Raw genomic sequence first — 13855 nt, 5'->3', positions numbered from 1 at the left:
CAGGCCCGACTCCTCGACATACTCGAAGTCGACCCAACCCACCCCCGCTGGCTCGACACACGTTTCCCTATGTGCGAAGGACACAGCTAGCCGGCTATCCGGCGGGGTGCGGCGACCCGGCGGGCCTCGCGCAGTTCGCCCTCCCGGCGGCGGCGGCGGGCCAGAACCACCCGGCGTTCGGCGGCCGTCAGCCCGCCCCACACACCGTACGGCTCGGGCTGGGCGAGCGCGTGCTCCCGGCACTCCAGCAGTACCGGGCAGCGCGCGCAGACCTGCTTCGCCTGCTCCTCGCGGGCCAGCCGGGCGGCGGTCGGCTCCTTGGAGGGCGCGAAGAACAGCCCCGCCTCGTCGCGGCGGCAGGCCGCTCCGGTATGCCAGGGGTTGTCGTCCAGGTGGTCGAGCTGCTGCGTCCCGGTGCCCGCCTGGCCGGCGGTACTGCGCCGGACCGCCACGTTGGCACTGCGGGCGCTGGACTCGATCGGATGCAGCACGGCTTACTCCTGACGAGGCTCGTGACTCGGGGAAGACTCGCATCACTGCCCGGCTGCCCCGCGTGTACCCCGCCTCGACACCGGCGCACGGCGGAGGCCGGGCCGGTACCGACTGTCTCCGGGGTCACAGCCGTACAAGAAACGATGTGCGACAGGAACTACCCCGCCCTATCCAGATTCATGCACACCGCAGGCAAGCGACTACGCAGTGCACTCGCCTCAAGATCCAGTGCCTGTCCGGAAGTTGACGATATGTCGGCGACGTCCGCAGCCCCGTGAGGACTACTCGCCGAGCTGCTTGCGCACCCACTCCTTCAGCTTCTTGCCCCGGCGCGGCTTGGCCTCGCAGCCGCCGAAGACCGCCGCGCCCTTGACCAGCACCACCGGCGCGTACGGATCCGCCGAGGTCTGTTCCTGGACTTCGAAGCCGCCGAAGATCCCCACCCCGGCGCCCTGCAGAGTGACGTTCTCCGGCACCTTGATTTCCACGCCACCGAAGACCGCCGTCACCTCGATGACCACCTCTGGCGACTCGAAGACCGCGTCGGTGAGGTCGATCTCCACCCCGCCGAAGATCGCCACCGCCTTGAGGTGTGAACCGACCCGCCAGCGGCCCTTGCGGCTGGCCCCGCCGAAGATCGCCACCATCGACGGCGACTCGCTCCGGGCCGGGGTCAGCGGGCCGGCGGCAGGCCGGGACCCGGCCTGCGGGGCCTTCTCCATCGAGATCGGGCGGTGCGTGGGCAGGTCCCGGGTGAGCGGAGCCAGCTCACCCAGCGTCCTGGCCTGGTAGGCCGCCTCGATCCGCTCGGAGTGCTCCTCCATGGTGAGCCGGCCCTCGGCGTACGCGTCGCGGAGCAGCTCGGCGATCCGCTCCCGGTCGGCGTCGGAGGCACGGAGCTCGGCCTCGGCCACCGGGGCCGTGTCCAGCGCGGGCCGGCGGTCCTGCGGCTCGGGCCGGGGCTGGAGTTCGGACTTGCTCATGGATACGGGTGGCTGGTCCTGGTCGTCCTGCGACGGCGTGTTTTCCACGTCACAAGACTAGCCACCGGGCCCACTGTCGAACGGTCGTTCAGCACGGTTCGGCGTGACCCCCGTCACGAAGGCTCACCTGTACGCATCCGACGTTTCCCCGGCGCCTACCCTTGAGGGTGCTTCGTCGACGCAGCCGGATCAGTTAAGGACCTCCCCATGGCTCCCACGCCAGAGTTCGCGTACTCCGACCTTCTTCCCCTCGGGGCCGACCCGACCCCGTACCGGAAGCTGACCTCCGAAGGCGTCAGCACCTTCGAGGCCGGGGGCCGCCGCTTCCTGAAGGTCGAGCCGGAGGCCCTGCGGCTGCTCACGGCCGAGGCCATGCACGACATCTCGCACTACCTGCGGCCCGCGCACCTGGCCCAGCTGCGCCGCATCCTGGACGACCCGGAGGCCAGCCCGAACGACCGTTTCGTCGCGCTGGACCTGCTGAAGAACGTGAACATCTCGGCCGGCGGCATCCTGCCGATGTGCCAGGACACCGGCACCGCGATCGTGATGGGCAAGCGCGGCCAGAACGTGCTGACCGAGGGCGCGGACGAGAGCTCGATCGCGCGCGGCGTCTACGACGCGTACACCAAGCTCAACCTGCGCTACTCGCAGATGGCGCCCGTCACCATGTGGGACGAGAAGAACACCGGCTCCAACCTGCCCGCGCAGATCGAGCTCTACGCGACCGACGGTGACGCGTACAAGTTCCTCTTCATGGCGAAGGGCGGCGGCAGCGCCAACAAGTCCTACCTGTACCAGGAGACCAAGGCGATCCTCAACGAGGACTCGATGCTGGCCTTCCTGGAGCAGAAGATCCGCTCGCTGGGCACGGCCGCCTGCCCGCCGTACCACCTGGCGATCGTGGTCGGCGGTACGAGCGCCGAGTTCGCGCTCAAGACCGCCAAGTACGCCTCGGCGCACTACCTGGACGAGCTGCCGACCAGCGGCGACGCCGCCACCGGGCACGGCTTCCGTGACCTGGAGCTGGAGGCCAAGGTCACCGAGCTGACCCAGAAGATCGGCATCGGCGCGCAGTTCGGCGGCAAGTACTTCTGCCACGACGTGCGGGTGATCCGCCTGCCGCGCCACGGCGCCTCGCTGCCGGTCGCGATGGCCGTCTCCTGCTCGGCCGACCGCCAGGCGCTCGGCAAGATCACGGCGGACGGGATCTTCCTGGAGCAGCTGGAGACCGACCCGGCCAAGTACCTGCCCGAGACCACGGACGAGCACCTGGACGACGACGTCGTCCGGATCGACCTCAACCGGCCGATGGACGACATCCGGGCCGAGCTCTCCAAGTACCCGGTGAAGACCCGGCTTTCGCTCACCGGCACCCTGGTGGTGGCCCGCGACATCGCGCACGCCAAGATCAAGGAGCGGCTGGACGCGGGCGAGGGCATGCCCCAGTACCTGAAGGACCACCCGGTCTACTACGCCGGCCCGGCCAAGACCCCCGAGGGCTTCGCCTCCGGCTCGTTCGGCCCCACCACGGCCGGGCGGATGGACAGTTACGTCGACCAGTTCCAGGCGGCGGGCGGCTCGATGGTGATGCTCGCCAAGGGCAACCGCTCCAAGCAGGTCACCAAGGCCTGCGCCGAGCACGGCGGCTTCTACCTCGGCTCGATCGGCGGCCCGGCGGCCCGGCTCGCCCAGGACTGCATCAGGAAGGTCGAGGTCCTGGAGTACGCGGAGCTGGGCATGGAGGCGGTCTGGCGGATCGAGGTCGAGGACTTCCCCGCCTTCGTCGTCGTGGACGACAAGGGCAACGACTTCTTCGCCGAGGTCACCGACGGCCCGCTGATCACCAGCCTGCGGGTCCGCTCGGCGGAGTAGGCGGCGCCGAAACGCGAGCGCCCCGCCGGCACCTGAAGGTGGGCGGGGCGCTCGCGGGGCGATCCGTGGCTTACGTCGACTACGGGCGGCTCGCGATGATGCCGGTCGTCTCGTGGTCGTCCCCCGGCTCGGTGCCGTCGGTCTTCGGCTCCGCGAGCGACGCCCCGCCTATCAGGTCCTGGAGATCGGGCAGGATGTCCGGAGTGGTCACAGTGTGCTCGGCCGGCGCAGCGGCAACCGGCTGCGTGGTGCCGGTCCCCGCCACGGGAACCTGCGGCTCGGCGGACGCCGGCACCGCGGTCGTGCTCTGGTCGTTGGCCATGGCTGGCCGCCTTTCGACTTAGTCAGATGTGTTCAGGCCCGACCAGACCGGTCTGGGCGCGCGGACAGTATCGTAGGCGTCGTTAAATGTCTTATAAACATCGCGCCGCCTGCGCTCTTCTCCAACGTTTGCAACACTCCGCCTAAGCTGGCGGCGCCACGGCGGACCATTGATCGCCCTGCGCGGAAAGCAACATCACAGGCTATCGGGGGATTTCATGGAGCTTCGGGAAACGCCGCACTCCCATGCGCTGCGCTTCCAGGTGCTCGGACCGGTCCAGGCCTGGCGCGGCGACCAGCCGCTCTCCCTCGGCTCGCCGCAACAACAGGCCGTACTCACCGCGCTCCTGCTGCATCACGGCAAGCCGGTGAGCACCCAGGACCTGGTCGACGGCCTCTGGGGCGACCGCCCGCCGCCGCAGGCGGTCGCGGCGCTGCGCACCTACGTCTCCCGGCTGCGCACGGTCATCGAACCGAACCGTGAGACCCGCGCCCGCGCCGAACTCCTGGTCTCGGTCAGTGACGGCTACGCCCTGCGGATCCCCGCCGAAGCGCTGGACGCTTCGCTGTTCGACACCAGATCCGCCGAGGCGCTGGCGGCCCGCGCGGCCGGGGACGCCGAGTCGGCACACCGGCTGCTGGTCTCCGCGCTCTCCCTGTGGAGCGGCCGTCCGCTCGCCGGAGTCCCCGGCCCCTACGCCGAAGGACAGCGCCTCCGGCTGACCGAACGCCAGGTGACGGTGGGCGAGGAGCGCTGCGCGACGGCGCTGGACATCGGCCTGCACGCGGAGGTCGTCGCGGAGCTGAGCTCACTCGCGGCCGAACACCCGCTCCGCGAGCGGCTCCGCGAGCTGCTGATGCTCGCGCTCTACCGCTGCGGGCGGCAGGCCGAATCGCTCGGTGTCTATGCGGACACCCGGAAGCTGCTCATCGAGGAGCTCGGAGTGGAACCGGGTGCCGGGCTGGCTGCCATGCACTCCCGGATTCTGGCCGCCGATCCGGCCCTGATTCCCCCCCGTCCCGACGAGGTTTCCGGGCCGGAAGCGGACGAATCGGTCCCGGTTATTTCCCCGCCGGCCCAGCTTCCCGCCGACGTATCGGACTTCAGCGGGCGGACCACCCTGGTCGACGAGCTGCGGGACGTCCTGCGGAACGCCACCGGTCAGGCCGTCGTGGTCACCTCGCTCGCCGGGATCGGCGGGGTGGGAAAGACCACGCTGGCGGTCCACGTTGCCCACAGTGTCCGGTCCGAGTTCCCCGACGGGCAGCTGTACGTCGACCTGCGCGGCGCCGGAGCCTCCCCGGCCGACCCCGCCGTGGTGCTCGGTGACTTCCTGTACGCCCTGGGGGTCGCGGAGATGCCTGACTCACTGGAGCAGCGGGCCGCCCTGTACCGCTCGCTGCTGGCCAACCGCCGGATGCTCATCCTGCTGGACAACGCCCGGGACGCCGACCAGTTGACGCCGCTCATCCCCGGCGTCTCGGGCTGCGCCGTCCTGGCGACCAGCCGTTCCCGGCTGGCCGGGATCGCCGGCGCCCACCTGATCGACGTGGAGGAGCTGACTCCGGACGAGGCACTGGCGCTGTTCTCGGCCATCGTCGGCGAACAGCGGGTGGCAGCCGAGCCCGAGGCGTCCCTGGCCGTGGTGCGCGCCTGCGGCCTCCTGCCGCTCGCCGTACGGATCGCGGCCGCCCGCCTGGCCAGCCGGCCTCGCTGGAGCGTCTCCGACCTGGCCCGTCGGTTAGCGGACCAGCGCCGGCGCCTCGACGAGCTGCAACTGGGCAACCTCGCGGTGGAGACCACCATCGGCCTCGGGTACGGACAGCTCCGGCCCGACGAGGCCCGCGCCTTCCGACTGCTCTCCCTGGTGGACTCCCCCGACCTGCCGCTCAGTTCGGTGGCGGCCCTGCTGGGCGTCGACGAGGACCGGGCCGAGGACCTGGCCGAGGCGCTCGTCGAAGCGAACATGCTGGAGTGCTTCACTCCTGGGCGTTACCGCTACCACGACCTGCTGCGGCTCTACGCGCAGCGGCAGAACGAGAAGCTCAAGGACGCGGAGGAGCAGCGGTCCGCCGTCCTGCGCCTGTTGGAACTCCTGCTCCCGACCATGCGCAACGCCGCTCAGGCCATCGAACCGGACGACCAGCTGCCCGAACCGATGGACCGGCTGGTCCACACCGGCCTCGGCCTCACCAGCAGCGGCGCGGCCCAGGACTGGCTGCGCTCCGAGGTCTCGGTCCTGCTGAGCGCGGTGGAGGCCGCGGTGCAGGGACCGTCGGAGCTGCTGCGCCCGGCGGTGGACCTGCTGATCGTGCTGGACAGCATTGTCGAGGACCCCACCCACGGACCCCGGGTGCGCCGGATCCTGGAGATCGCCGACACCAACGCCCAGTCGTACCACGACGCGGAGGCGCTGGCCCGTACCCACTTCGCGCTGGGGACCCTTCAGCACGTCACCGGCGAGTTCCAGAGTTCCGAGCTCTCGCTCCGGAAGAGCCTCGCCCTCCAGGCCCCGGACGATGTGACCGTTCTCCGCTCGACGACCGCCAACACTCTGGGCATCATCCTGAGCCTCGCCAACCGGTCCGCCGAGGCGCTCCCGTTCTTCGAACAGGCCCTTGCCATCGGCCGGGGCATCGGCTTCCCGATCGGTGAGGCACGCGTGCTCGGGAACATCGCCCGGGCGCAGCTCGACGTCGGGCAGACCGCCTCCGCGATCCGTTCGGCCGAGGAGGCGGTCACCACGGCCCGGGCCTCCGACAACGGCCCGTGCCTGGCCGACACGCTCTACCAGCTCGGCGTGGTGCTCTCCTCGACCGGTTCGCCCTCCGGGGCCGCCGCTCATCTGCGGGAGGCTCACCGCCTGTACCAGGCGCAGCAGAACCGGCTACGGGAGGGCTACACCCTGGCCCGGCTCTCGACCAACCTGCTCGCGGACCACCAGTACCCGGAGGCCGCCGAGGCCGCCGACGAATCGTTGGCCATCGCCCAGGAGATGGACGCCGCGTACTGTCAGGGGCTGGCCAACGCGGCGCTCGGTGAAGCCCTCCTGGAGCTGGGCCAGCCCGCTCGCGGACTGGCTTGCCTCCAGGAGGCCCACGCGGTCTTCACCCGACTCGGTGTGCCCGAGGCCTCCCCCGTGAAGGACCTCATCGACCAGCAGCACACCGAGTCCCTCGTTCCCCCCGCGCCGTGACCCGTCCCCCGACAGGTCCCCCGTTTCGCGTCGTCGGCGTCCCCGCAGCCCCCCGGCTGCGGGAACGCCCTTGACGCTTCCCCGGCGCTGAAGCAACTGTCGCAGGCGTCGATTGACGTTCGATAAACGCCCACCGATAGACCGTTTCCGCAGGTCAGAGCGGTCACCCGGCGCACTGGGCGGCGCGGGGCCGGTGTACGCACCACCCCTGCCCACACCCGCGTGCTCCTGCTGTCCCGGCCATATTCGTCCCGGCAACCACTAGTTGACCGGAAAGGGTCCCCACAGCCGGGTGATCACGCCTATTCTCGGAGGCCAGCCCAGTCTTGGAGGCCGGTGCGACGGAGCGGCACGCTTTGACAGAACGACGCAGCGCACAGGGACGCGGGGAGCGTGACGGACCGCGGCAGGACGTGGGCCAAGGGCGGAGTACGGCCGTCCGGTAGCGCCACCCTGCGGCCAGGGTGGAAAGGTGCCTCTCAATCGTGACGACCGGACAGATATCCGATCCCACCCAGGGTCGCGAGCCCACCACGACCGATCACCACACCTGCCGGCGCCGCGCCGAGCGCGCCCTACAGGCAGTGGCCTTCGATTCCATCGGTGAGGGTTACAGCCGAGCCTTCCCGGGCAAGGCCGGCCAACTGGCTTGCGGCGAGTGGCTGCTGCGCGAGCTGGAACCCGGCGCGCCGGTGCTGGACATCGGCTGCGGTACGGGCGATCCGACTGTCCGGCAGCTCACGGCGGGCGGGCTGCGCGTCACGGGGGCCGACCTCTCCGACGGCATGCTGACGCTCGCGCGCCGCGCCGCCCCCGAGGCCGGCTACCACCGGATCGACATGTACGACCTGGCCACGCCGCGTGCCGTACTGGCGTGGGGCACACCGCAGTTGGGCCCGGAGGCAGCCGGGGCGTTCGCCGCCGCGACCGCCTTCTTCTCGCTGATCCTGCTGCCGCAGAGCGAGATACCGGTCGTACTGCAGCGGATCCACCAACTACTGCGGCCGGGCGGGCTGTTGGCCCTGGGCATGGTCGAGGCCGATCTCGACCACACCCCGCTCCCCTTCCTCGGCCACGAGATACGGATCAGCGGCTACCTGCGCGAGGAGCTCGAACTGACGCTCTCCAGAACCGGATTCGCCGTCGAGGTGCACTCCGGCCACCCGTACGCACCCGCCAGCACCGCCCTGCCCCCGGAGGAACAGCTCTTCCTGTGCTGTCGGCGGATCGACTGACCTGCGGATCGACCGACCTCCCGGCAGGCCCCTCGACCTCTCCCCCTCAGACCTCCCAGAACGGGAAGCCCGTGCGCGACCCCCTCAAGCCCCTGGCGGGGCAGCCACCCGCCGTCCCCACCCAGCGCCGACCGCCGGCCCCGCTGCCGGAGGCGCCGTCACAACCCGGGACGGCCGAGCGCCTGGCGTACCTGGACAGCGCCTCCCGGCGGATCAACAGCTCACTGGACCTGACCGCCACCCTGCGCAACCTCGGCAAGGTACTCGTCCCCGCGCTGGCCGACGCCGCCGTCGTACACCTGCGCGATCCACTGCCGAACGTCGAACGCGATCCGGGCCACCCCACCGCGCTGCGACTGCAGCACTCCCACGGCACCCGGCTCGGCCGCCGCTCGCGGACCAGGGCCATCCGGCCCGGCGGCCCGATCTCCCGGATCCTCAGCCAGCAGCTCCCGGCCGGCCCGGTGGTGCTCGGCACGCCCTCGGCGGCCCGGCTCCGACCGCTGCTGGAGGAGCTCTACGGCGCCCGTACGCTCGGCCGGCTCGCCGCCGGGACGGCGCTGCTCGCGCTGCCGCTGCGCGGGCGCAAGGCGGTGCTCGGGCTGCTGGTGCTGATCCGTCGTCCGGGCAAGGGCGCGGGGGCCGGGGCAGGGCCAGAGTCAGGGGCCGGGTCAGGCTCGGGGACCGACCGCGTCGGCGACCCCGCCCGGGTCGCCACGTTCGGCCGGCCCGGCGTCACGGACCAGCAGCGCACGCACACTCCGGCCCGGCCGGCCGCGTTCGAGCTGACTTCCGCCTACGACCTGGCCTCCGCGTTCGACGCGACCGACAGCGCCACCGCCGGCCACCTCGCCACCCAGGCGGGGCTCGCCGTCGACACCGCGCTGCGGTACTCGCGCGAGTGGGAGATCGCCGACGAGCTGCAGCGCAGCATGCTGCCCACCCACCTCCCACAGCGGCACGGCGTCCGGCTGGCACACCGCTACCTCCCGAGCGAGAGCGGCGCCCAGGTCGGCGGCGACTGGTACGACTCCGTCCCGCTGCCCGGCAACCGGGTCGCGCTGATCGTCGGCGACGTGATGGGCCACTCGCTCACCTCGGCCGCCATCATGGGCCAGCTACGGACCAGCGCCCAGACCCTGGCGGCCCTCGACCTGCCACCGCACGAGGTGCTCTACCACCTCGACGAACAGGCCCAACGCCTCGGCCGGGAACAGCACTTGGCGACCTGCGTGTACGCGGTCTACGACCCGATCGCCAACCGGCTGGTGATCGCCAACGCGGGGCACGTCCCGCCGGTACTGGTCCAGCCGGACGGCCGCACCGAACTGCTCGACCTGCCGCCGGGCGCCCCGATCGGGGTCGGCGGGGTGGACTTCACCTCGGTCGAACTGCCGGCGCCACCCGGATCGGCGCTGCTGCTCTTCACCGACGGCCTGGTGGAGTCCCGCCGACGCTCGCTCACCACGGGTCTCGAGCTGCTCCGGGCCCGGATCAGCACGGCGCACCGGCACTCCCCCGAGCACCTCTGCCAGGAGGCGTTGCGGGTGCTGCCACCGGGCGACCGGGCCGACGACATCGCCCTGCTGGCCGCCGCCTTCGACGGCATCCCGGCCGAGGACGTCGCGTACTGGTTCCTCCAGCCACGCCACGAGACCCCCGGACGGGCCCGCCGCCTCGCCGGGCACGCCCTGCGCCGGTGGGGTCTCGAACCACTCACCGAGAACACCGAGTTGATGGTCAGCGAGCTGGTGACCAACGCGATCCAGCACGCCACCCGCCCGGTCACCCTCCGACTGGTACGCACCTCGGTGCTGCGCTGCGAGGTCGGCGACGACAGCCCACTGCTCCCCCGCACCAGGCGGGCCGGGCCCGACGACGAGCGCGGGCGGGGGCTGCAGATAGTCGCCAAGTGCGCGGAGCGCTGGGGTGCGACGCGGCTCGGCGCGGGGAAGGTGGTCTGGTTCGAGCAGCGGCTGCCGTAAACGGCTCTGGAGGGGCGCGCGGAACTGAGCGAGGCGGAAGGGTGCGGGCCTGTTGCCTTCCGGTTTCGCGCAGTTCCCCGTGCCCCTTCAAAAGAAACCCCGATCAGCTGAAGTGCTCGTCCTCCCGGGACAGCGTCCGGAGGGCGGTGAAGGCGGCCGGGCCGAGGACGGTCTCCGCCAGGGCCGGGGTTCGGCCGATGCGGACGACCGCGCGGAGGACGTCGGCCTGCCAGAGGAGGCGGAGGGAGTCGGCCAGTTCCTGGGCGGCCGCGAGGTCGCCGTTCGTCCGTAGGTTGTGCCACTCGCGCAGCAGGGCCCGGACGACGGTGAAGGCCAGGCGGCGGGCGCGGACCAGTTCGGCGCGGGAGTTGAGGGCGAAGACGTCGATGGTGGCGATCCCCTTGGGGGTGAGCCCCTGGTACGAGCCGGATTCGAGGTAGAGCAGCAGGTGGTCGGCCGGGTCCTCGCGGGCCGGGTCTACCAGCAGGTGCGCGCCGGTGACCGGGTCGCAGGGGAAGCGGTCGCGCTTCTGGTTGCTGTTGCAGTAGGCGCAGGCGAGCAGGTGGTTGTGCCAGTCGAAGGTGCGCAGCGGGGCGCGGGCGATCGGCTCGAAGTGGTCGATGTCGGTGCCGAGGTTGTCGCCGCAGTACATGCAGCGCACCAGCCCGGGAGCCATCCGGTGCAGCAGCAGCCGGAGCCGGGCCTTCGGTTCGCGCGCGTTGCGCCAGGCGTTCCGCCCGGTGGCGGTGCTGGGCCCGGCGGCCCGGATCGCCTCGGTACGGCGGGCCAGGTCGGCCGCCAACTGTGCTTGCAGTGGCGGCCGTTGAAGCGGGATCACCGCTCGCCCCCGGTGCGGGCCCGGAATTCGTCCACCCGTGCGCTCAGTGAGCTGTTCAGCTTGGCACCGAGCTCCTGGTACTCGGCGACCTCGGAGCGGGACGCCTTGCCCGCGTACAGCTTCCGTTCGAGCGCGATGAGCAGCCGCCGCTCCGCCTCGGCCTGCGGCGAGTACGCGCTCGGGAGACCGAAGAGCTCGGAGAGCGCGGCGTCGTCACCGCTGCCGTAGACGATCCGCTGGTGCAGATCGTCGTCCAGCACCCGGGGCGGTTCCGCCTCGGTCGGCGCCGCCAGCCGGATCAACCCGCCCGGGTCGGCGGCCTGGCAGATGTACGGGCTGTTGGTGCTGACGATGAACTGGACGTTCGGGAAGTGGGCGACCAGCCACTCGCCGAGGCGTTGCTGCCAGCCGAGGTGCAGATGGGCCTCGGCCTCGTCGATCAGGACGACCCCGCTCACCGGTACGGTCGGCACCTCGCCGTTCACCACCAACTCGGCGTCAGGTTCGGCCTGTTGTGCTTGGCGGACCAGGTCGAGCACGAGTGCCGCGACCGCCTGGCAGCCGTCCCCCAGCGTGCGGAGCGGGAACTCGGCGCCGCCCTGGCCGATCCAGAGGCCGTCGGAGTCGACCCGGAGCACGCGGTGCCCCTCGGGCAGCAGGCCGTCACCGAGCAGGGCCAGTACGGCGTCGAGCAACTCGGCGGCGCCGCACCGCTGTTCGAGGCGGCGGAGGTGCTGAGCGACCAGCCAGTCGACGCTCTCGCCGAGGACCGGCGCGTCGTGGAACAGCGAGCCGACCGGAGCCGCCCCGCCCGTCATCGGAACCCGGGGGCCTGCACCGTGCCCCCGGAACGGGCCGTAACCCACGCAGAAGCCCCGCCCGCCGACGTGCCGCTCGATCACCCCCCTCGCGGCCCTGACCAGCCGCCACTGGACATCGCCCGACGCCTCGTCGACGATCTTCACCCCACCGACCGCCGCATCGGCGTGCAGCCAGGACGACAGGTCCAGCAACCCACCCCCGGCGACCCCGGTGAGCGTCAACGCGACCGCCCGCAGCAGTGTGCTCTTGCCCGATCCGTTCGGCCCGGCCACGACCGTCCAGCCCGTGTGCGACCCGTCGGGCCGGGTCAGGTCGAGATCCACGGAGCGATCGCCGTGGAAGCCCTTGATGTTGTCGATTCTGAGCCTGGAGACGTACATGCCCACACCCTCCGCACGTCGACTGCACCAAGCATAGGGACCGACGCCCCGTCACTCCACGGTGTCACTCGACGATTCGGACCGGCAGTTCGCGCAGCACCTCACGCAGCGACGCGGCGAAGCGGTCGTACTCGGCGCTGCGGGCCGAGCCCGGCCGGGTGGCGAGGCCGATCCGGCGTCCGGGTGCGGGGGTGGCGAAGCGGACGGCGGCGAGGCGGTCGGTGCGGGAGGCCTCGACCTCGAGCGCCGTGGCGGGCAGCAGGGTGACGCCCAGTCCGCCGGCCACCAGCTGGACGAGGGTGGAGAGCCCGGCCGCGCGGGTCGAACCGCCGGAGATCTCGGCGCCGATCTCCCGGCAGATGTCGAGGGTCTGGTCGCGCAGGCAGTGGCCCTCCTCCAGCAGCAGCACGTCGAGGTCGAGCAGTACGTCACGCGGGACGTCCACCCGGCCGGCCAGCTCGTGCTCGGGCGGGGTGACGAGGACGAAGTCCTCGTCGAAGAGCGGGATGTCCCTGGTCGGCGCGGTGCCGCCGGCGGGGAGCGCGAGCAGCAGGACGTCGAGGCGGCCGGCCGTCAGGCCCTCCAGCAGCGAGGGGGTACGTTCCTCGTGGACGTGCAGCTCCAGGTCGGGGTAGCCGTCCCGGACCATCCGTAGAACGGCGGGGAGCAGGTACGGTGCGACGGTGGGGATCACGCCCAGGTGCAGCGGCCCGGTGAACGGGCGGCGCGCCGCCTCCACCTCCTCGGTGAGGGCGTGCAGCGTGGAGAGCACCCGGCGCGCGTGCTCGGCGACGCGCTCGCCCAGTGGGGTGATGATGACCCTGCGGGTCGTACGCTCCACCAGCTGCGCGCCGAGCGCCTCCTCCAGCGCGGCGACCGCACCCGAGAGGGCGGGCTGGCTGGTGCCGATGGCGGCGGCCGCGTCCCGGAAGTGGCGGTGCTCGGCCACCGCCGTGAACGCCCGCAGCTGGGCGACGGTGGGCGTGCGGGGGGCACGGTGCTTGCTGTGGGGGGTTTGAGGGGTACTGATAGCTCTCTCCGATCAGATGTATCGAGTCTAGCTATTTCCCCGATCAGTGGTCGCTGTGTCACTGTGGATCAAGTCCAGAACCTGCCGAACCATAGGCAAATCTGGACAAAAACCACCCTCGCTTCCCAACCCAGGAGACGTGAACGTGCTCACGATCGGTGACAAGTTCCCCGAGTTCGAACTCAACGCCTGTGTCGACCTCGACGCCGCGAACGCGTTCGCCGAGATCAACCACAAGTCCTACGAGGGCAAGTGGAAGATCGTCTTCTTCTGGCCGATGGACTTCACGTTCGTCTGCCCGACCGAGATCGCCGCGTTCGGCAAGCTGAACGAGGAGTTCGCGGACCGCGACGCCCAGGTCCTCGGCGTCTCCGGCGACTCCGAGTTCGTGCACCACGCCTGGCGCAAGGACCACAAGGACCTCCGCGACCTGCCCTTCCCGATGCTGGCCGACGTCAAGCACGACCTGATGCGCGCCTGTGGCGTCGAGGCCGCCGACGGCACCGCCCAGCGCGCGGTGTTCATCGTGGACCCGAACAACGAGATCCAGTTCGTCATGGTGACCGCCGGCTCCGTCGGCCGTAACCCCAAGGAGGTCCTGCGGGTGCTCGACGCCCTGCAGACCGACGAGCTGTGCCCCTGCAACTGGACGAAGGGCGAGGAGACCCTCGACGCCCAGGCCCTGCTGGCCGGCTGA

The 13855-nt window shown here is 71.3% G+C and carries 11 protein-coding genes; 5 read left to right on the top strand and 6 right to left on the bottom strand.

Annotation, left to right across the window (positions count from 1 at the left end; translation table 11 throughout):
• Positions 1-86: 86 nt before the first annotated feature.
• Entirely contained in the window at positions 87-491 is a 405-nt protein-coding gene (locus tag P3T29_RS23895) for a WhiB family transcriptional regulator (protein ID WP_280718651.1), read from the bottom strand.
• Between the two features lie 282 nt (positions 492-773).
• Positions 774-1475, bottom strand: a complete 702-nt coding sequence (locus P3T29_RS23890) for a DUF1707 domain-containing protein (RefSeq protein ID WP_280718657.1) — start codon at positions 1473-1475, stop codon at positions 774-776.
• Positions 1476-1682: 207 nt separating this feature from the next.
• Between P3T29_RS23890 and P3T29_RS23885 the strand changes: the two genes are divergently transcribed.
• Positions 1683-3350 (top strand): fumarate hydratase, encoded by a 1668-nt coding sequence (locus P3T29_RS23885; protein WP_280718650.1) that lies wholly within the window; start codon positions 1683-1685, stop codon positions 3348-3350.
• 79 nt (positions 3351-3429) lie between these two features.
• Here the strand turns inward: P3T29_RS23885 and P3T29_RS23880 are convergent, their stop codons facing one another.
• Entirely contained in the window at positions 3430-3672 is a 243-nt protein-coding gene (locus P3T29_RS23880) for a hypothetical protein (protein ID WP_280718649.1), read from the bottom strand.
• A gap of 217 nt (positions 3673-3889) precedes the next feature.
• Here P3T29_RS23880 and P3T29_RS23875 point away from each other — a divergent pair, with 217 nt between their 5' ends.
• From P3T29_RS23875 to P3T29_RS23865, 3 genes are all read left to right on the top strand, one after another.
• A complete protein-coding gene (locus P3T29_RS23875; RefSeq protein ID WP_280718648.1) occupies positions 3890-6868 on the top strand; it encodes an AfsR/SARP family transcriptional regulator in 2979 nt (992 codons plus the stop codon).
• 485 nt (positions 6869-7353) lie between these two features.
• A complete protein-coding gene (locus P3T29_RS23870) occupies positions 7354-8103 on the top strand; it encodes a class I SAM-dependent methyltransferase (RefSeq protein ID WP_280718647.1) in 750 nt (249 codons plus the stop codon).
• A 71-nt stretch (positions 8104-8174) separates the two neighbouring features.
• Positions 8175-10088, top strand: coding sequence for a serine/threonine-protein phosphatase (locus tag P3T29_RS23865; protein ID WP_280718646.1), 1914 nt, complete (start codon positions 8175-8177; stop codon positions 10086-10088).
• Positions 10089-10191: 103 nt separating this feature from the next.
• Here the strand turns inward: P3T29_RS23865 and P3T29_RS23860 are convergent, their stop codons facing one another.
• The 3 genes from P3T29_RS23860 to P3T29_RS23850 form a co-directional block, all read right to left on the bottom strand.
• Entirely contained in the window at positions 10192-10926 is a 735-nt protein-coding gene (locus P3T29_RS23860) for an HNH endonuclease (protein ID WP_280718645.1), read from the bottom strand.
• The gene (locus tag P3T29_RS23855; protein WP_280718644.1) at positions 10923-12128 is read right to left on the bottom strand and encodes an AAA family ATPase; all 1206 of its coding nucleotides are present in this window, start codon (positions 12126-12128) and stop codon (positions 10923-10925) included. Before P3T29_RS23855 ends, P3T29_RS23860 begins: the two co-directional genes overlap by 4 nt.
• Before the next feature lie 64 nt (positions 12129-12192).
• Positions 12193-13158 (bottom strand): LysR substrate-binding domain-containing protein, encoded by a 966-nt coding sequence (locus P3T29_RS23850; protein WP_280718656.1) that lies wholly within the window; start codon positions 13156-13158, stop codon positions 12193-12195.
• Positions 13159-13303: 145 nt separating this feature from the next.
• Here P3T29_RS23850 and P3T29_RS23845 point away from each other — a divergent pair, with 145 nt between their 5' ends.
• Positions 13304-13855, top strand: a complete 552-nt coding sequence (locus tag P3T29_RS23845) for a peroxiredoxin (protein WP_280718655.1) — start codon at positions 13304-13306, stop codon at positions 13853-13855.

It is taken from the genome of Kitasatospora sp. MAP5-34 (genome assembly GCF_029894335.1).
Classification (GTDB): Bacteria; Actinomycetota; Actinomycetes; order Streptomycetales; family Streptomycetaceae; genus Kitasatospora.
This window is presented reverse-complemented; position numbering and strand designations above follow the sequence as displayed.